The organism is Ancylobacter sp. GW821-FHT10E12 (genome assembly GCF_058809335.1).
Genome location: NZ_JBXASN010000010.1, coordinates 74,055 through 91,427 on the forward strand (window position 1 = coordinate 74,055; position 17,373 = coordinate 91,427).

Sequence of the window (17,373 nt, forward strand, 5' to 3'; positions counted from 1 at the left end):
CCGCCTGCCACGCATTCATGAGGTAACGGGGGAGGAACCCATGCTCACCATCATCGTGCTGATCCTGATCGTCGTGCTGCTGGGCGGCGGCTATGCCGGGCACCGCGCCTACGGGCTGCGCGGCCTGCTCGCGGTGCTGGCGATCGTGCTCCTGGTGCTGGCGGTGCTCGGTTTCGTCAGCGACGAGATCGCGGTGGGACCCGGCGTGGCGCCGATCATGCAGAAATAGCCCCGTCCGGCACATGGCCGGCCGGGGCGTGCGCGCCCGCGCGCCATGCATGGCCGGCGTCACGCCGCCGGCGCGGCGCCCTCGCACAGGGCGACGAGTTCGGCCGGGCCCAGCCGCTCCAGCCCGAGCGCCGGCAGCAGGTCGTTGTCAGCGGCGAGATCGCGCCCGGCGGCGGCGGAAAGCAGCGCGATGCCGGCCTCGTGCAGCGGCGCCGGATGGCCGCTGAGCCGGCCGAGCAGCGCCGTCGGCACCAGCCCGAACGGCACGTCCTCGAAGATGTAGCGGCTGTCGAAGCTGGCGGGGCCGAAGCCGCCGCGCCCCTCGGCGTGCATCTGCTGGTTCATCTCCGACACGCTGGCCATGGGGACGTGGAAGGACAGCGAGAAATGCTCGCGCACCGTGCGCACCGACAGGCCGAAGCTGCGGGCGATCTCCAGCCGCTCGGCGTCCAGCGCCTCGATGACGCGGCCGACGGCGGGGGTGACGTGCTCGCCCTGCCCCCAGGTCTCGCCCTTCTCCATGCGGGTGAGGTTGAGCAGCGCGATGCCGAGATGGTTCTGCGGGTTGAGGTTGCTCAGCGCGATGGCGAGCAGCCCGTCGCGCCTGACGAAGCGGTCGCCGAACAGGGCGGTGCACAGCGCGTGGCCCGCGTCGATCGCGCTTTTGGGCAGGGTGGCGATGTCGATCTTCTGGCGGACGGTGTTGACCTTCACCTCGTCCGGCCCCTGCACGCGGGCGGTGAGCAGCGTGGTTCCCCAGACCGAGATCGGCACCTCGATGCCGCGCTCGGCCAGCTTTCGCGCCAGATAGAGCGCGCCGAAGGAGCTGTGCGAGCTGACGATGACCGGTTGGCCGGCGACTAGGTGCGGGGCGGCGGCATCCATCGCGGCGCGATGGCCGTTGCCCGGCATGACGATGACGACCGCGTCGGCCCCGGTCACCGCCTCGGCGCAGCTGGCCGCGACGGCGACCGGCCCCTCGAATTCGAGGGCATTGGTGGCGCGCAGCGGCCGCCCCTCCGCCAGGGCCCGCGCATTGCGGCCGGACGGCGACCACAGCACCGGCCGGTGGCCGGCGCTGGCGAGGAAGGCAGCGACGCCATAGGCAATCGAGCCGGCGCCGAGAAGTGCAACACGCATCACATGTCCTTTGTCGGTAGGGATGTTCCTCACTCGCCGGCCGCGCGGCGGCGAGTGCTCCATGGGCCGGGCGCTACATGTATTTGGTCGGCAGCGCGGTGGTGAACTTCATCTCCTCCATGGCGATGGAGGACGAGAGGTCGGAGAACTCCACCCGGCTGATCAGGTTCTTGTAGACTTGGTCGTAGACGTCGATGTTCGGCACCACGAGACGCAGCAGGTAGTCGGTCTCGCCGGTGAGGCGGTAGGCCTCCATGATCTCGGGGATGTCGCGGATCTCCTTGCGGAACGTGTCGAGCCAGGTCGTGGTGTGGCGCGGCACCTTCACGGCGATGAAGATGGTCATCGGCACATTGGCCATGCGCTGGTCGATCAGCGCCACCTTGCTGCGGATCAGCCCCATCTCCTCCATGCGCTTGATGCGCCGCCAGCACGGCGTGTGCGACAGCCCGACCGCGTCGGCGATCTCGACCACCGACCTGTCGGCGCTCTGCTGGAGGATGTCGATGATCTTGCGGTCGATGTGATCGAACATGAGCCTCTCCGGTATATTTTTCTTTCTGAAGGCGGAAGCGAAGAAGAACGTTCCTCATCAGCGTCAAGCCACGCAATCCGCTTCTTCGCAACCTGGAGCATATTGACGAAACGCTGGGGCAGGCCTCCGATGCGTCGAGATGCGCGACCAACAAATGGGCAGGAATGATCATGTCTTAATCATTCTCGCGATTTTGTATTTTCATCCTATGAGAAAGACATTTTGTAGGACAAGTTTGCATAAATTGAGCTCGCATAGCAATATAACGCAATGCAATAACCGGCGTCGCTCCCTATCCTTCGAGCCTGAATTCGATGGCATGATGGGTCCGACAATGAAACGAATTGGCTTGATCGGCGGCATGAGCTGGGAAAGCACGGCCGTCTATTACCGGCGGCTCAACGAGCAGGTGCGCGACACGCTGGGCGGGCTGAACTCGGCCGATCTCGTGCTGCGCTCGGTGAATTTCGAGGAGATCGTCGCCCTGCAGAAGATCGGCGCCTGGGACGACGCGGCCGGGGCGCTGCGCGAGGCGGCCTGCGATCTCGAACGCGCCGGCGCCGACATGATCCTCATCTGCACCAACACGATGCACATCCTCGCCGACGAGGTGCAGGGCGCGGTGGGCATCCCGCTCGTGCACATCGCCGACATCACCGGGCATGCGGTGCGCGAGGAAGGCTGCCGCCGGCCGCTGCTGCTGGCGACCCGCTACACGATGGAGAAGGACTTCTACCGCCGCCACCTGGAAGAAGCCTTCGGCCTCGAGGTGCTGGTGCCCGACGAGGCCGACCGGCAGGACGTGCACGACATCATCTTCGGCGAGCTGTGCTGCGGCGTGGTCACGCCGGCCTCCAAGCAGCGCTATCTCGACATCGTCGCCAAGGGCAAGGCGGCCGGCGCCGACAGCGTCATCCTCGGCTGCACCGAGATCGGCCTCCTGGTGAGCGACGGGGATTTCGACATTCCGACCTTCGATTCCACCCTGCTCCACGCCGATGCGGCCATCCGGCTGTCGCTCGGCGTCGAGGCCGGCGGGCGGGCGGGGCACGGCTTGGCCCTGCCCATGCATTGACGCAGCGTCACGATGTCCGAGAGTCGGAACGGATTCGGACGACGGAAGCCAAACGCGTGCCCCCGCCAACGAGCGACCCCTGTCAAACGAGCGATCCTGTCAAACGAGCGATCCTGCCAAACGAGGACCACATGAACCACTTTGATGCCAACCGCCGCTCGACTCTCAAGCTGCTCGCCGCCGGCGCCGGCCTCGTCGCCGCCCCGGCGATCATCCGGCCCGCCCAGGCGCAGAGCAAGGTCGTGAACATCACGACCTACGACAAGTTCGTGCCGCAGGCCTTCATCGACCAGTTCCAGAAGGACACCGGCATCGAGGTGCGCGTGCGCCTGACCGACGACCAGGGCAAGCAGTACAACCTGCTCTCCGCCGAGGGCACCTCGCCGACCACCGACATCGTCACCGTCACCGGCCACCGGCTGTCGCAGTTCATCACCTCCGACCTGCTGTCGCCGCTGGACACCGGCCGCATCAAGAACTGGGGCAACCTCGCCGGCCCGTACAAGGGCGCGCCGCAGCTCGTCGTCAACGGCTCGGTCTACGGCGTGCCGCTGCTCGCCGGCTTCGAAGGCATGGCGCGCAACACCCAGTACACCAAGCCCACCGACACCTGGGGCTACATGTTCGACAAGGAATTCAAGGGGCTGACCTCCTACATCATCTCCGACTTCCTCGCCATCGTGATGCGCTACCAGGGCAATGACGGCGATTTCGTCACCTATGAGGGCAAGCCGGAGATCGCCCAGGCCGCCACCAACAAGGCGCGCGACCTCCTGATCGCCAACAAGGACAAGGTCCGCAAATATTACGACGCCGGCTCCGAGGTGCAGCAGATGTTCCTCAACGAGGACATCCATATCGCCCAGACCTGGTCCGGCCCGGCGGCCAAGCTGATCATGGACGGGCACCCGATCGCGCTGTCGATCCCGAAAGAAGGCACCTACGGCTTCATCTATTCCTTCAACATCGTGAAGAACGCGCCGAATGCCGACGCCGCCTACACCTTCCTCGACGCCATCCTGTCCTCGCCGGAGATCGGCGCGGCGATGACGCGGCAGTCGGGCTTCTCCTCCGCCTTCGCCGGGGTGGACAAGGTGCTGACCGAGCGCGAGCGGGCCGCCAACGGCCTGCCGCAGGAGGAAATGGCGCGCATCCAGTTCTTCAGCCCGATCAACCGCAAGATGAAGAACGACATGATCGAGAAGGCCACCGCCGAAGTGAAGGCGGCCTGATCGCGTTCCCGACAGTTTTCCGACACCATGACCGGCGGCGGCCTCGCGGTGGGGCCGCCGCCCTCGAGACAGGGCGATGAACGACGCGATGGTGGATGGCAGCATGAGCGGGGCGAGGCCCTCCGGGCACGACAAGGCGCCGGCCTATGGCGGCTGGATCGGCCGCATGGTCCGCTCGCGGCTCTATGCCGGCACGATCGGGCTCGTCGCCAACAATGCCCGCGCCCGGCTGGTGCTGCTCATCGTGGTGCCGCTCGCCTGGATCGTGACGCTCAATATCGGCCCGATCTACCAGATGGCGCGCATCAGCCTGATGTCGACCTATCCGCCGCCGGCGACGGGCACGGTCTATACGCTCGACAACTACCTGCTGTTCTTCAACGAGCCGCTCTATTTCATGCCGTTCGTCCGCAGCCTGGTCTTCGCGGCCGTGGTGACGGTGACGACGCTGATCATCGTCTACCCGGTCGCCTATTACGTGGCGAAGGTGGTGCGCCCGACCAATCGCAGCCGCGCCCTGCTGCTGCTGCTGGTGCCGTTCTGGGCCGGCGAGCTCATCCGTACCTTCTCGGTGATCATGCTGCTGGCCAATCGCGGCGCCATCAATTTCGTGCTGCGCGAACTGGGGCTGATCGATCGGCCGGTCTCGATGCTCTACACTTATTTCTCGCTCAGCTTCGGCGTCGTCTACCTGATCGCGCTCTACATGCTGCTGCCGCTCTATTCGGCGATCGAGAAGATCCCGCCGCAGCTCATCGACGCCGCCGCCGATCTCGGGGCCGGGCCGGTCGAGCGGTTCCGGCGGGTGATCCTGCCGCTGTCCAAGGACGGCATCGTCTCCGGCTGCAGCCTCGTCTACCTCATCTCGATCGGCGTGTTCACCGCGCCGCTGCTGCTCGGCGGGCCGAACACGGTGATCTTCCCCGAGATCATCGCCAGCCTGTTCCACTCCTCCAGCGACAAATGGCCGGCGGGTTCCGCCTTCTCCATCCTGATGCTGATCGTGTCGCTGTCCACCGTCGGCCTGTTCATGAAGGTCGTCGGCGGCCGCTCGGTCCGGCTGACGTGAGGCGCCGCCGATGAACCGCTATTTCACCGACCTTCCCAAAACGGCGCTGTCGGCCTCCTACTGGCTCTTCGTCATCTACCTGCTGCTGCCGCTGGCGCTGATGATGGCGATGAGCTTCAAGGAAGCCAATTTCATCGCCTTCCCGATCCAGTCCTGGACGCTCGACTGGTACGCCACGGTGCTGCGGGACAAGCAGTTCCTCAACGCCGTCGGCTATTCGATCCTCATCGCGGCGATGACCACGCTGTTCGCGCTGACCATCGGGGTGTGGACGGCGCTGCTGGTCGCCGCCGAGGGCATCTGGGGCCGGACGATCATCTTCGCGCTGGCCTGCCTGCCGGCGGTGGTGCCCGGCCTGATCAACGCCATCTCGATGCGCATCTTCATCCGCGTCGTCGACATCCCGACCGGCACCGGCGCCATCATCCTCGGCCACACCGTGCACGCCGTGCCCTTCGTGGTGGTGATGGTGCTGACGCGGCTGCGCTCGATGCCGGTGAGCCTCGTCGACGCGGCCCGCGATCTCGGCGCCGACAATTTCGTCGCCTTCATGCGCGTCACCGTGCCGTTCCTGGCGCCGGCGCTGATCGGCAGCGCCATCTTCTGCGTGCTGAGCAGCATCGACGACTTCGTGCGCACCTTCTTCCTCGGCGGCTACCAGCCGACGCTTCCCATGCTCATCTTCGCCAAGGTGCAGGGTGGCATGTCACCGGAGATCAACGCGATGGCCACCATCGTCCTTGTCGTGACGGCCGCCGTCGGCCTCTATGCCGAACATTTCACCCGCCGTTCGAAGGCCTGACCGATGCAGCCCGTCGTCCAGTTCCGCAACATCAACAAGTCCTACGAATCCAGCCCGGCGGTGATCGACCTCAACCTCGCCATCGCGCCGGGCCAGTTCGTCACCCTGCTCGGCCCCTCGGGCTGCGGCAAGTCGACGACGCTGCGCATGCTGGGCGGCTTCGAGCTGCCGACCTCCGGCGAGATCCTGCTCGACGGGCGGGACATCACCCGCCTGCCGCCCAACAAGCGCAACGTCAACATCGTGTTCCAGGACTACGCGCTGTTCCCGCATCTCACCGTCGGGCGCAACGTCGCCTTCGGGCTGGAGCTGAAGGGCCTGCCGTCCGACGCGATCCACCGGCGGACCATGGAGCTGCTGTCGCTGGTGCAGCTCGCCGCCTTCGCCGACCGCATGCCGGGCCAGCTTTCCGGCGGCCAGCGCCAGCGCGTGGCGCTGATGCGGGCGCTGGCGCCGGACCCCAACGTGCTGCTGCTCGACGAGCCGCTGAGCGCGCTCGACGCCAAGCTGCGCGAGCAGATGCAGGTCGAGCTGAAGTCGATCCAGCAGAAGACCGGCAAGACCTTCCTGTTCGTCACCCACGACCAGGAGGAGGCGCTGACCATGTCCGACGTCGTCGTGGTGATGAATGGCGGGCGCATCGAGCAGATGGGCGACCCGCATACGCTGTATTCGCGCCCGCGCAGCCGCTTCGTCGCCAATTTCATCGGCCAGAGCAATCTGGTCGAGGGCACCGTGCTCGGCACCGATGGCGGCATGGCGGCGATCGACTGGAACGGCCGCATCGTCCATGCCGGCCTCAACGACAGCCGCCCGGCCGCCGGTGCCCGCGTCGCCGCCGCCGTGCGGCCGGAATCGATGTACTGCCTCGCCGAACAGCCGGGCGACGGCCTCGCGGTCGAGGGGCGCATCGCGCGGCGCATCTTCAAGGGGAGCCACACGACGCTGGAGATCGAGCTCGCCAACCGGCAGCTGGTCACGGCGGAGCTGGACCCCAAGGCCCTGGCGCAGATCGCCGGCGACGAGGTGTTCGTCGGCTGGCGCCGAGAGGACGCGATCGTCCTGGCGGACTGATCCGCCACGACCGCGACCGTCTCATCACGGCAGCGACCCCCGCGCGCCCGGCGTGCGGGCCGGCACCGGCTTTGAAAGGATACAGGGACTGCCCATGACCAGCCAGGCACACCAGCCAGAGGCATATCAGGCGGACGCCGCTCGGCGGCTCGCCGAGCTCGACCGCCGCGTCCGCTACGATCTCGACTGCCTCAACTATCCGCCGGCGAACTGGTCGGCGCCGGTCGTCTCGCCGGACGGCCGGCCGGTGAGCGACGTGACGATCATCGGCGGCGGCATGTGCGGGCTGGTAGCGTGGTTCGCGCTGACGCGCGGCGGGCTGCGCAACATCCGCATCATCGACCGCGCGCCCAAGGGCCGCGAAGGCCCCTGGCGCACCTATGCCCGCATGGAGACGCTGCGCTCGCCCAAGACCCTGCTCGGCCCGGCGCTGGGCATGGCCTCGCTCACCTTCCGCATGTGGTTCACGGCGCAGTTCGGCGAGGCCGCCTGGGAGGAGCTGTTCCGCATCCCCCGCCCGATGTGGATGGACTATCTCAACTGGTACCGCGACGTGCTCGACATCCCGGTCGAGAACGGCACCGATGTCAGCCGCATCCTGCCGCGGCCGGACGGGCTGATCGAACTGGAGATCGCCGGCGGCGCGCGGCCGGGCATCCTCACCCGCAAGGTGGTGATGGCGACCGGGCGCGACGGGCTCGGCGAGCCGACCATCCCGGATTTCGTGGCGCCGATCGAGCGCCACCGGCTGTGGGCGCATTCCGCCGACGCCATCGACTTCGCGGCGCTGCGCGGCAAGCGGGTGGTGGTGATCGGGGTGGGCGCCTCCGCCGTCGACAATGCCGCAGAGGCGCTGGAGGCCGGCGCCGGCGAGGTGCGGCTGCTGGCCCGCCGCACGACCATGCCGACCATCAACAAGCTGATGGGCATCGGCTCCTATGGCGTCACCGCCGGCTTCCCGCGCATATCGCCGGAATGGCGCTGGCGGCTGATGGACTACGCCGCCCGGCAGCAGACGCCGGCGCCGCACGGCTCGACGCTGCGGGTCAGCCGCCATGCCAATGCCTATTTCCATTTCGACTGCGGCATCGGCTCGGTGCGCGAGGAAGACGGCGAGGTGGTGATCACCACGGTGAACGGCCGGGAATTCCGCACCGATTTCATCATCCTCGGCACCGGCTTCTCGATCGACCCGGTGAGCCGCGACGAGCTCGGCGACTATCGCGACGCCGTCGCCTGCTGGGAGGACCGCTTCACCCCGCCGCCGGAGGAGGCCAATCCCGGCCTCGGCCGCTTCCCGTGGCTGGCCGACGACTTCGCCTTCACCGAGAAGGTGCCCGGCACGGCGCCCTGGCTCGCCGACATCCATTGCTTCAACTACGGCGCCACCATGAGCCTCGGCAAGGTGAGCGGCGACATTCCGGCGATCAGCGAGGGCGCGCTCTGGCTGGCGCAGGGCATTGCCGGCGGCCTGTTCATCCGCGACGTCGACCATCACTGGCAGGCGCTGCAGCGCTACGCCAAGCCGGAGCTCGACGGCTCGGAATGGACCGACGCCGACGCCGAAACCGAAGCCGACACACCCGTCCCCCAGCAGAAGACCGCGTGAGAATCCCGATGCGCAAGACCGTCTATTACTACCACGCCCTCTCCTCGCCCTGGGCCTATCTCGGCTGGCCGCAGTTCAAGGCGCTGATCGAGAAGCACGATCTCGACGTGGTGGTGCGCCCGACCCGCATCGTGACGGAGAATGGCGGCGTGCCGCTGCGCTCGCGCCCGCAGCCGCGGCAGGATTATCACGCGGTGGAGCTCGACCGCTGGCGCAAGCGGCTGAACATGCCGCTGGTGCTGAAGCCGAAATACTACCCGACCAATAACGAGTTCTCCGCCCGCATGGTGATCGCCGCCGACCGGCTCGGCCTGCCGGCGCTGGAGCTGAGCCACGCGCTGCTGCGCGCGCTGTGGAGCGAGGAGAAGGACGTCACCGTGCCGGAGGTGCGCATCGCGGTGGCGAACGCGCTCGGCCTCGACGGGGCGAAGCTGCAGGCGATGGAGGACCAGCCGGAGATCATGCAGGCCTGGCTCGACAGCCACGCGGAAGCCGGCAAGCGCGGCGTGTTCGGCACCCCGACCTGGATCTACAAGGACGTGCTCTATTGGGGGCAGGACCGGCTGGGCTTCCTCGACGAAGCCTTGTCCGAGGGCTGAGCGGAGAGCGACATGACGATCTCCGCGAGCCCCGTCACCACCGTCCCCGCCACCGCCCCCGCCACTCCTGCCGGGGACGTAATCGACGCCGTCCTCGGCCTCGACGCCTCCTCGCCGGTGCTGGAGCTGCGCCGGCGGCGGGAAAAGCTGAAGCACCTGACGCAGACGAGCTATGTCGCCGCGCTGCATCCCGCCGAGTCGCGCCATTTCTCCTATGGGCTGCGGGCGGCACTGGCGGCGCGCATGGCCGGCCTGTGGAAGGCGGACGAGCTCGCCACCCATTACCGCGCCCTGCTCGCGACCGAGGGCGGCACCAGCGAAGAGGCGCGGATCGCCGACCCGTCCTGGCAGCCGGAGGATGCGTCGAGCCGGCTCGCGGCGATGCTGCGCCATGTCGATCTCGTCACCCTGACGCCGAAAAGCGCGACGCGGGCGCATGTCGAGGCGCTGTCGGCGGCGGGGCTGGACGACCGCGACATCGTCACGCTCGCCGGGCTGATCGCCTTCGTCAATTACCAGGTGCTGGTGGTCGCCGGCCTGAAAATGCTGCGGGATCACTGACATGGCCGAGACGGTGCACGATTTCACCACCGAGCCGCTCGACTGGAACCCGTATGTGACGCCGGTCGATTTCGCCCAGGCGACGCCGGCGCAGCAGGACGCGCTGGGCATGACGCCCTCCAACAAGGGCATCTCGCCCTATGTGCTGGTGCTCGCCCACGAGCCGGAGGCGCTGCGCGAGCGCACGCCGCTGTTCAACGACATCATGTACAGCCAAGGCGGCCTGTCGCGCGGCGGACGCGAGCTCGGGGCGCTCGGCGCCTCGGTGGTCAATCGCTGCGTCTACTGCGCCGCCGTGCATGCGGCACGCTATATCCAGCTGGAGAAGAAGCCGGAAATCGTCGCCGAGATCTACGCCAGCGAGGTCAAGGCCGACCTTCCCGCCCCGGAACAGGCGCTGTTCGACTTCGCGGTCGACCTCACCTCGGCGCCGGCCGATATCGGCGGCTACCACCTCTACCATCTGCGCGGCATGGGGCTGTCCGACCTCGAAATCCTCGACCTGATCCATTCCGTGGCCATTTTCGGCTGGGCGAACCGGCTGATGCATACGCTCGGCGAACCGCAGAAAAAAGCCTGAGTGGACACGCTCGCGCATCCGGCGGCCGGTACGCCGGTCCGCCCGTTCGAGGTCGGGCATCGCGACGTGCTCACCATCGCGCTGCCGATGATGGCCGCCTATCTCTCCACCCCGCTGGTCGGGCTGGTGGCGACGCTGGTGGTGGGCCAGCTCGGCGACGAGGCGCTGATCGGCGGCGTGGCGCTGGCGGCGGTGATCTTCGACGTGATCTTCGTCTCGTTCAACTTCCTGCGCGGCGCTACCACCGGCTTCACCGCGCAGTCGGTCGGCGCCGGCGACCGGGCGGCCGAGCAGCGCACGCTGCTCGCCGGCCTGGTCATCGCGCTGGTGGCGGGCCTCGTCATCCTCGCTTTGCACGTCCCGCTCGGCCGGCTCAGCCTGGCGGTGCTGGGCGCCGAGGGCAAGGTGGCCGAGGCGGCGGGGGTCTATTTCGGCTGGCGGGTGTGGTCGGCGCCGTTCGTGCTGATCAATTTCGTCATCTTCGGCTGGACCATCGGCCTCGGCCGGGCGGTGACCGCCATGGCGCTGCAGACGCTGCTGAACGGCCTCAACCTGGCGCTCAGCCTGTGGTGGGTGCTCGGCCTCGGCTGGGGCCTTGCCGGCCTGGCGCTCGCCAGCCTCGCGGCGGAGGCGACCACCACGCTGGCCGGCCTGGTGCTGGTGCTGGCGCGGACCGATCCGTCGCTGTGGCGGCTGCCGGACCTCGCGGGGCTGCGGCGGCTGTTCGCGGTCAATTCCGACATGATGATCCGCTCCTTCTCGCTGCTGATCGGCCTGTCCTTCTTCACCCGGCAGAGCGGCACGCTCGGCATCGACATCCTCGCCGCCAACACCATCCTGCTGCGCTTCTATTTCTTCGGGGTGGCGTTTCTCGACGGCAACGCCACCGCCGCCGAGCAGCTCGCCGGCCGGGCGGTCGGGGCGCGCTACCGGCCGGCCTTCGACCGCGTCATCGCCCTCACCACGCTGTGGGGCTTCGCGTTCGCCGCCGTCGTCTCGGCCGGCTTCTTCCTGCTGGCGCCCTGGGTGATCGGCCTTGCCGCGCCGACGCCGGCGGTGGAGCGGCTGGCGCACGAGTTCCTGCCCTATGCGGCGCTGCTGCCGCTGATCGGCGTCGTCGCCTTCCAGATGGACGGCGTCTATATCGGCGCCACCTGGTCGCGCGAGATGCGCAACCTGATGCTGCTGTCGCTCGTCGCCTATCTCGCCGCCTGCGCGGTGCTGCAGCCCCTGTTCGGCAATCACGGGCTCTGGATCGCGCTCAGCCTGTTCCAGTGCGTGCGCAGCGTCGCCTTCCGCTGGATGCTGCCGGGGCTCGCGGCGCGGACCATGGGTCCGGCGGCCTCCGGCGGGCGCGGGTCGGCCCCTCGCCCGGACGCCGGATGACAATTTGACCTGCGATTCCCGGCGCGCGGGCGTATGATCGACGCCTGAACCGCCGGGCGGCCAACGACCCGGCGGACGCACCGGGAGAATGACATGCGCTTCGCCAGGGGGATTCTCGCCTCATCCGTCCTTGCCGCGTCGATCATGGCGGCCGTGCCGCTGGCCGGCCTCACCGCCGCCTCGGCGCAGGAGGCGAACGCCGACGCCACCTGGAAGGCGCTGAAGCCGGACGTGTTCGGCGAGCGCCCGGTCCTCGACGCCGGCCCGCTGGTGACGCTCACCGCCCCGACGCGGGCGGAGGACGCCGCCATGGTGCCGATCGAGATTTCCGTGGCGCTTCCGCAGGACGATACCCGCACGGTTCGCAAGCTCACCCTCATCGTCGACGAAAATCCGGCGCCGGTCGCCGCGACCTTCACCTTCGGCGGCGAGCGCCGCGACCTCACCCTCGGCACCCGGCTGCGGGTCAATTCCTATTCCTATGTGCGGGCGGTGGCGGAGCTCAGCGACGGCTCGCTGCGGATGGTGCAGCGCTTCGTCAAGGCGTCGGGCGGCTGCTCGGCCCCGGCGATGAAGGACGAGGAGGCGGCGCTGAGGAATATCGGCCAGATGAAGCTGCGCGTGGTCGCGCCCGGCCTCGAGGGCGACGCCACCAAGGCCAGCCGCTTCGCCCGCATGCAGCTGATGATCCGGCACCCGAACTATTCCGGCCTGCAGATGGACCAGGTGACCCGGCTCTATATCCCGGCCGAATATGTCGACCGCATCGAGGTGAAGCAGGGCGACGAGCTCATCCTCTCCATGCAGGGCGGCATCTCGCTGAGCGAGGATCCGGCGCTGCAATTCTCCTATGAGCCGACCGGCCGCGACATCCGTGTCGATGCCGGCGACACCGACGGGCGCCGCTTCGAGAGCGAGCTAAAGCCCGCCGGGTGAGCCGGCGCGGCGCCGCCCGTGCCGGGGTCCCGATGGCCCCGTCTCAATAGAAGCAGGTGATCTCGGCCTCGGCCTGGGCCCGACGCAGGTCGGCGACGATGTCGCGGAACATGCCGGTCGCGCGGAACACCTCGGCCTGCTGTCCGGCCACCTGGCTGACGCTGAGGATGGTCTCGGCCTCGACATATTTCTCATAGGGCAGGATGGTGGCGATGGTGTCGATCGAGCAGGAGCATTTCTCCAGCGCCTGCCGGGTCTGGCCGTTCGCCGCCATGCAGCCGAACACGTAGTCGGCCCGCGCGACGGTCGGATAGTCATTGATGAAGCCGGGCGGCACGTTCGCGCTCGGCGCGGGCCGGCTCGCGCCCGCCGGGCCGGCCGCGCCGGCCTCCTGGGCGGAGGCGGCGCCGGCGGCGAGGCAGAGGCAAAGGCCGATCGCGGCCCCGGCGAGAATACGCATGGCGTTGCTCCCAGTCTCAGAGCCGCTTCCGATCCGGCGAAACCGCCGGATCGACAGGAAGGCGCTCTCGATTCAACAAGCTGGAGGATGTTCCCATCGCGCCGGAGGAGGCTCCCCCGGCAAAAGCCGTTCAACTTTGGCGGAATGTTCTCCAGCCGCCGGCCGGCGTCGTTCCGTTCCCGGCCCGACGCGGACCGGCGCGAGCCGAAGGCTCATTTCACCGCCGGCGACGCACCGCCTTCGAGCGTCAGGCTGGTCTCGATGAGATTGGCCTTGCCATCCTGCTGCGGCGTGACGACCCGGACGGCAACGAGCCCGCCCGGCACCTCGTCCGAGAACAGGAACTCGTAGCGCCGGTTGATGATCTCCACGAGCTGCTCCTTGTGCGGGTCCTTGGCGAACGGCGTCATGCTCATCTTCCAGCCGGCAAGCTGCCTGCCGCCATAGTCGACGGTGGCCGGCTCCACCGTCGCGTTGGCGAGCGCGTCGCGCAGGCGGTTGCGGATATAGTACGGGCTGCCCTTGCTGAGCTGGGTGATCTCCTTGGCCTCGCGCTCCAGCAGTACCAGCGTCAGCGGATTGCTCAGCGCCGGGAACGGACCGGCGCCCTGCTCGGCCTCGCCGCGGCGGATGTCGACCTTGGCGACCTGCCTGGAGGCGTCCTCGGGCGCCGGCACAAGGGTGAGCTGCATGGTCTCGTCGAAGCTGTCGCCGAGGTCCTTCTTCGCCGTGGTGTGGGTGTAGCTGTAGGCGAGGCGGGTGCCGTTCGGCAGCTTGGCGAGATAGGGCGTGTCGAAGAACAGCTCGATCGGTCCGGGCTCGGCGACGGCGGCGCTCACGGGCAGGATGGTGGGGCCGGCAAGGACGGGCAGGATCGCCAGAACGGCGAGGCGAGGCAGGAGGCGGCGCATGATGGGCTCCGGAAGGCGTTACGAGGCCCGGTCAGGGGTCAGGAAGCGGCGATAGTCATAGGTGTCCTGGCCCGTCGCCGCGTCGGCCTCGGCCAGCGCCAACAGATGGGCGTGCAGCGGCGACTTGTGGCAGGCGGGATCGGTGGCCGCGGCATCGCCGGCAATCGCCATCGCCTGGCAGCGGCAGCCGCCCCAGTCCACCTCCTTGCGCTCGCAGGAGCGGCACAGATCCGGCATCCAGTCGGTGCCGCGGAAGGCGTTGAAGGCGGGCGAGGATTGCCAGACCTCGGCGAGCGAATGCTCGCGCACGTTCCAGAAATCGAGATCGGGGATGGTCTCGGCGGCGTGGCAGGGCAGCACCTTGCCGGACGGCGTGACGTTCAGCGACTGCCGGCCCCAGCCGTTCATGCACGGCTTGGGATATTTGGCGTAATAGTCCGGCACCACGGCGTCGATGGTGAGCACGCCCTTCAGCCGCTCGCGCGCCTCTTCCACCACGTCGAGCGCCCGGAACACCTGGTCGCGCGTCGGCATCAGCGCCCCGCGGTTGCGCAGCGCCCAGCCGTAATATTGCGCGTGGGCGATCTCGATGCGCCGGGCGTCGAGGCGGAGCGCCAGCTCGATGAAATCGGGGATCTGGTGGATATTGGCGCGGTGGACCACCGAGTTGACGGTCAGCGGCAGGCCGAGCCGGCGGACCTCGCGGGCCACCGCCAGCTTCCGCTCATGCGCGCCCTTGAAGTTCGACACATGGTCGGTCACCTCGGCGCTCGCGCCCTGGAAGGACAGCTGCACATGGTCGATGCCGGCATCCGAGATCGCCTGCAGCCGCTCGGGCGTGACGCCGACGCCGGCGGTGATCAGGTTGGTGTAGAGCCCCACTTCGACGCAATGGCGGATCATCGCCTCCAGGTCGCGGCGGACGGTCGGCTCGCCGCCGGAGAGATGCACCTGCAAGACGCCGAGCCGCGCCGCCTCGCTGAAGACGCGCAGCCAGGTCTCGGTGTCGAGCTCGGCATTGCGTCGGTCGAGCTCGACCGGGTTGGAGCAGTAGGGGCACTGGAGCGGACAGCGATGGGTCAGCTCCGCCAGCATGCCATAGGGCACCGGCAAGGCCGGGCGGGCGAGCGCGACGAGATCCGGTTCGGGGCGGGCCACGACGTTCATGGGGCCACCTCCACCATTCCCTTCTCGGCAAGGCCCGAGAGGAAGGCATCGACATCGGCGGCGACGCGGGCGCGGTCGACCGAGAAGGCGATGATCAGGTCGTCGACGATCGCCTCGATGCTGCGCTGGCCGTCGACCCGCTGCAGGATCTCCACCGCCACCGGGTCGGGATGCAGGACCCGCTCCGGCGCCAGCAGCACCCATTGCCCGCGCGCCTCGTCATGGCGCAGCCGGACCCCGCGGGCGAGCCTCGGCACGCCGGTGGCGGGCAGTGTGGTGGCGGGAAGCGTGGTGGCGGGCTCGGCGTTCATTCAGGCCTCCTGCCTTGCTGACGCACGCTCCGGCACGAAGGCGCCGGGATAGGCCATGGCCGGGTCGACATAGGCGAAGTAGAGCGCATCGAGCTGCACCCACAGCACGTCGCACTTGAATTCGAGCGCCCGTATGGCGGCCTGCTGCTGCTCGCGCGTGCGGGCGTTGCGCTTGACGTAGTCGAGCGCGAAGTCGGCGTCGCGCGGCGCCTGCGTCAGCCGCTTGTCGAAATAGGCCAGCGTCTCCTTCGAGACGAAATCATAGTTCTTCAGCATGCCCGCGACACGCTCGCCGATGATGCCCGGCGAGAACATCTCCGTGAGCGAGGAGGCGATGGCCTCCAAGAGGCTCTTGTCGCGCACGAAATGCACATAGGCGTCGACGGCGAAGCGGGTCGCCGGCAGCAGGCCGCTGAGCGAGGTGACATAGTCGCGGTCGAGCCCCAGCCCGTCCGTCAGCTTCAGCCAGCGGGCGATGCCGCCCTCGCCTTCCCGGTCGCCGTCATGGTCGATGATGCGCTGGCGCCAGGCCCGGCGCAGCTCCGGCTCCTCCATCCGCGCCAGGATGGAGGAATCCTTCACCGGGATCATCGCCTGATAATAGTAGCGGTTGAGCGCCCAGGCCTGGATCTGGCCGAAGGCCAGCTCGCCGCCATGCAGCAGCCTGTGGAACGGGTGCAGGCTGTGATAGCGGCGCCGGCCGACGTCGCGCAGCCGCGCCTCCAGTTCCTCCGGGGTGAGCAGCGTGGTCATGATGCGGTCTCCATCCTCGCGTCCGCCGGCACGATCTCCATGCCGTCCTCGGCGATCTCCCAGCCCGCGGCCTCGGCGGCGAGCCGCTCGGCAGACCCCTCGATCAGCACGGGGTTCGTATTGTTGACATGCACGTAGACCTTGCGCCGGACGTCGATGGCCTCGAAGGCGGCGAGCGAGCCATCCTCGCCCGACATCGCCATGTGGCCCATGCGGCGGCCGGTCTTGGTGCCGACCCCGGCGAGGATCATCTCGTCGTCCCGCCACACCGTGCCGTCGAACAGCACCGCGTCGGCGCCGGCGATGCGGGCGCGGAGCGCCTCGGTCATCCGCGCGCAGCCGGGAATGAACAGGATGCGGACGACGCCGTCGCCGAGCTCGACCCCCACCGTCTGCTCGCCCTCCAGGGCGGTCGCGACCTCGCCGCGCTCCAGATAGAGGGCGACCTTGCCCGGCACGGGAAAGATCTCCGCCGTCACGCCCTCGACCAGCGCGAACGGGACGTTGAGCCCGACGCTGCGGCGCTCGACCAGGTCCTCGGCGAGGACATCGAACACCGGATTGGCGCGGAGTACGTCGTGGATGGCGGTCGTCGCGTGCAGGGCGAAAGCCTGGCTCTCGCGAAGGCTGAGCAGGCCGGCGACATGGTCGATGTCGGCATTGGTAAGCAACACGGAGGCCACCGGCGTGTGCCGGCGTCCTCCTCGCGGATGCAATGCCGGCATGGCTTGGATCTGCGAAAGTATCTCGGGCGCGCAGTTGACCAGCGCCCAATGCTCGCCGTCGGCGCTGACCGCGACGGAGGTCTGGGTCCGTCGCCGCACGCGCGGATCGCCTTCCCAGGCGAGCGCGCATACCGCGCATCGGCAGTTCCACTGCGGGAAGCCGCCGCCGGCGGCAGAGCCGAGAACCACGAGCCGCAGGCGGGACTTGCGATCGGGCATG

At 68.4% G+C, this 17,373-nt stretch carries 18 protein-coding genes and 1 pseudogene; 12 read left to right on the plus strand and 7 right to left on the minus strand.

Annotated features, from left to right (window positions below):
* Nucleotides 1-40 precede the first annotated feature (40 nt).
* Nucleotides 41-229, plus strand: coding sequence for a hypothetical protein (locus tag AC1RU4_RS15180; protein ID WP_492891936.1), 189 nt, complete (start codon nt 41-43; stop codon nt 227-229).
* Nucleotides 230-288: 59 nt separating this feature from the next.
* On the opposite strand, the gene AC1RU4_RS15185 is transcribed toward AC1RU4_RS15180, so the two are convergent.
* On the minus strand, nt 289-1,368 hold the full coding sequence (locus tag AC1RU4_RS15185; protein ID WP_492891937.1) for an NAD/NADP octopine/nopaline dehydrogenase family protein: 1,080 nt from the start codon (nt 1,366-1,368) through the stop codon (nt 289-291).
* 73 nt (nt 1,369-1,441) lie between these two features.
* Complete coding sequence (locus AC1RU4_RS15190; protein ID WP_492891938.1) at nt 1,442-1,903, minus strand: Lrp/AsnC family transcriptional regulator; 462 nt, start codon at nt 1,901-1,903, stop codon at nt 1,442-1,444.
* Nucleotides 1,904-2,237: 334 nt separating this feature from the next.
* Between AC1RU4_RS15190 and AC1RU4_RS15195 the strand changes: the two genes are divergently transcribed.
* From AC1RU4_RS15195 to AC1RU4_RS15245, 11 genes are all read left to right on the plus strand, one after another.
* Nucleotides 2,238-2,978 (plus strand): aspartate/glutamate racemase family protein, encoded by a 741-nt coding sequence (locus AC1RU4_RS15195; RefSeq protein ID WP_492891939.1) that lies wholly within the window; start codon nt 2,238-2,240, stop codon nt 2,976-2,978.
* Nucleotides 2,979-3,109: 131 nt separating this feature from the next.
* Nucleotides 3,110-4,210, plus strand: coding sequence for an extracellular solute-binding protein (locus AC1RU4_RS15200; protein ID WP_492891940.1), 1,101 nt, complete (start codon nt 3,110-3,112; stop codon nt 4,208-4,210).
* Between the two features lie 88 nt (nt 4,211-4,298).
* On the plus strand, nt 4,299-5,279 hold the full coding sequence (locus AC1RU4_RS15205) for an ABC transporter permease (RefSeq protein WP_492892059.1): 981 nt from the start codon (nt 4,299-4,301) through the stop codon (nt 5,277-5,279).
* Between the two features lie 10 nt (nt 5,280-5,289).
* On the plus strand, nt 5,290-6,081 hold the full coding sequence (locus AC1RU4_RS15210; protein WP_492891941.1) for an ABC transporter permease: 792 nt from the start codon (nt 5,290-5,292) through the stop codon (nt 6,079-6,081).
* Between the two features lie 3 nt (nt 6,082-6,084).
* Nucleotides 6,085-7,155, plus strand: a complete 1,071-nt coding sequence (locus AC1RU4_RS15215) for an ABC transporter ATP-binding protein (protein ID WP_492891942.1) — start codon at nt 6,085-6,087, stop codon at nt 7,153-7,155.
* A gap of 94 nt (nt 7,156-7,249) precedes the next feature.
* On the plus strand, nt 7,250-8,764 hold the full coding sequence (locus tag AC1RU4_RS15220) for an NAD(P)-binding domain-containing protein (RefSeq protein ID WP_492891943.1): 1,515 nt from the start codon (nt 7,250-7,252) through the stop codon (nt 8,762-8,764).
* An 8-nt stretch (nt 8,765-8,772) separates the two neighbouring features.
* Nucleotides 8,773-9,363, plus strand: a complete 591-nt coding sequence (locus AC1RU4_RS15225) for a 2-hydroxychromene-2-carboxylate isomerase (protein WP_492891944.1) — start codon at nt 8,773-8,775, stop codon at nt 9,361-9,363.
* 12 nt (nt 9,364-9,375) lie between these two features.
* Nucleotides 9,376-9,924 (plus strand): CMD domain protein, encoded by a 549-nt coding sequence (locus AC1RU4_RS15230; protein WP_492891945.1) that lies wholly within the window; start codon nt 9,376-9,378, stop codon nt 9,922-9,924.
* A 1-nt stretch (nt 9,925) separates the two neighbouring features.
* Nucleotides 9,926-10,504 carry a peroxidase-related enzyme gene (locus tag AC1RU4_RS15235; protein ID WP_492891946.1) on the plus strand — a complete coding sequence of 193 codons (579 nt, stop codon included), beginning with the start codon at nt 9,926-9,928 and terminating at the stop codon, nt 10,502-10,504.
* The gene (locus tag AC1RU4_RS15240) at nt 10,505-11,890 is read left to right on the plus strand and encodes an MATE family efflux transporter (protein ID WP_492891947.1); all 1,386 of its coding nucleotides are present in this window, start codon (nt 10,505-10,507) and stop codon (nt 11,888-11,890) included.
* 93 nt (nt 11,891-11,983) lie between these two features.
* Nucleotides 11,984-12,826 (plus strand): quinoprotein dehydrogenase-associated SoxYZ-like carrier, encoded by an 843-nt coding sequence (locus AC1RU4_RS15245; protein ID WP_492891948.1) that lies wholly within the window; start codon nt 11,984-11,986, stop codon nt 12,824-12,826.
* Between the two features lie 43 nt (nt 12,827-12,869).
* On the opposite strand, the gene AC1RU4_RS15250 is transcribed toward AC1RU4_RS15245, so the two are convergent.
* The 5 genes and pseudogenes from AC1RU4_RS15250 to pqqB all read right to left on the minus strand — a co-directional run bounded on the left by AC1RU4_RS15250 (nt 12,870) and on the right by pqqB (nt 17,351).
* The gene (locus tag AC1RU4_RS15250) at nt 12,870-13,286 is read right to left on the minus strand and encodes a hypothetical protein (RefSeq protein WP_492891949.1); all 417 of its coding nucleotides are present in this window, start codon (nt 13,284-13,286) and stop codon (nt 12,870-12,872) included.
* A gap of 212 nt (nt 13,287-13,498) precedes the next feature.
* Nucleotides 13,499-14,197 carry a hypothetical protein gene (locus tag AC1RU4_RS15255; RefSeq protein WP_492891950.1) on the minus strand — a complete coding sequence of 233 codons (699 nt, stop codon included), beginning with the start codon at nt 14,195-14,197 and terminating at the stop codon, nt 13,499-13,501.
* Between the two features lie 18 nt (nt 14,198-14,215).
* Nucleotides 14,216-15,364 (minus strand): pyrroloquinoline quinone biosynthesis protein PqqE, encoded by a 1,149-nt coding sequence (gene pqqE / locus AC1RU4_RS15260; protein WP_492891951.1) that lies wholly within the window; start codon nt 15,362-15,364, stop codon nt 14,216-14,218.
* Nucleotides 15,361-16,428, minus strand: a pseudogene (pqqC, locus tag AC1RU4_RS15265) (pyrroloquinoline-quinone synthase PqqC). Before pqqC ends, pqqE begins: the two are co-directional and overlap by 4 nt.
* On the minus strand, nt 16,425-17,351 hold the full coding sequence (gene pqqB, locus AC1RU4_RS15270) for a pyrroloquinoline quinone biosynthesis protein PqqB (RefSeq protein WP_492892060.1): 927 nt from the start codon (nt 17,349-17,351) through the stop codon (nt 16,425-16,427). Before pqqB ends, pqqC begins: the two are co-directional and overlap by 4 nt.
* Nucleotides 17,352-17,373: the final 22 nt, after the last annotated feature.

Bases quoted from the DNA above. Each gene is read 5' to 3' on its own strand.
- AC1RU4_RS15205 (WP_492892059.1), top strand. From the start codon at position 4,299: ATGGTGGATGGCAGCATGAGCGGGGCGAGGCCCTCCGGGCACGACAAG.
- AC1RU4_RS15180 (WP_492891936.1), top strand. From the start codon at position 41: ATGCTCACCATCATCGTGCTGATCCTGATCGTCGTGCTGCTGGGCGGC.
- AC1RU4_RS15190 (WP_492891938.1), bottom strand. From the start codon at position 1,903: ATGTTCGATCACATCGACCGCAAGATCATCGACATCCTCCAGCAGAGC.
- AC1RU4_RS15230 (WP_492891945.1), top strand. From the start codon at position 9,376: ATGACGATCTCCGCGAGCCCCGTCACCACCGTCCCCGCCACCGCCCCC.
- AC1RU4_RS15215 (WP_492891942.1), top strand. From the start codon at position 6,085: ATGCAGCCCGTCGTCCAGTTCCGCAACATCAACAAGTCCTACGAATCC.
- AC1RU4_RS15235 (WP_492891946.1), top strand. From the start codon at position 9,926: ATGGCCGAGACGGTGCACGATTTCACCACCGAGCCGCTCGACTGGAAC.
- AC1RU4_RS15255 (WP_492891950.1), bottom strand. From the start codon at position 14,197: ATGCGCCGCCTCCTGCCTCGCCTCGCCGTTCTGGCGATCCTGCCCGTC.
- pqqE (WP_492891951.1), bottom strand. From the start codon at position 15,364: ATGAACGTCGTGGCCCGCCCCGAACCGGATCTCGTCGCGCTCGCCCGC.
- AC1RU4_RS15185 (WP_492891937.1), bottom strand. From the start codon at position 1,368: ATGCGTGTTGCACTTCTCGGCGCCGGCTCGATTGCCTATGGCGTCGCT.
- AC1RU4_RS15245 (WP_492891948.1), top strand. From the start codon at position 11,984: ATGCGCTTCGCCAGGGGGATTCTCGCCTCATCCGTCCTTGCCGCGTCG.
- AC1RU4_RS15225 (WP_492891944.1), top strand. From the start codon at position 8,773: ATGCGCAAGACCGTCTATTACTACCACGCCCTCTCCTCGCCCTGGGCC.
- AC1RU4_RS15195 (WP_492891939.1), top strand. From the start codon at position 2,238: ATGAAACGAATTGGCTTGATCGGCGGCATGAGCTGGGAAAGCACGGCC.
- AC1RU4_RS15210 (WP_492891941.1), top strand. From the start codon at position 5,290: ATGAACCGCTATTTCACCGACCTTCCCAAAACGGCGCTGTCGGCCTCC.
- AC1RU4_RS15200 (WP_492891940.1), top strand. From the start codon at position 3,110: ATGAACCACTTTGATGCCAACCGCCGCTCGACTCTCAAGCTGCTCGCC.
- AC1RU4_RS15220 (WP_492891943.1), top strand. From the start codon at position 7,250: ATGACCAGCCAGGCACACCAGCCAGAGGCATATCAGGCGGACGCCGCT.
- AC1RU4_RS15250 (WP_492891949.1), bottom strand. From the start codon at position 13,286: ATGCGTATTCTCGCCGGGGCCGCGATCGGCCTTTGCCTCTGCCTCGCC.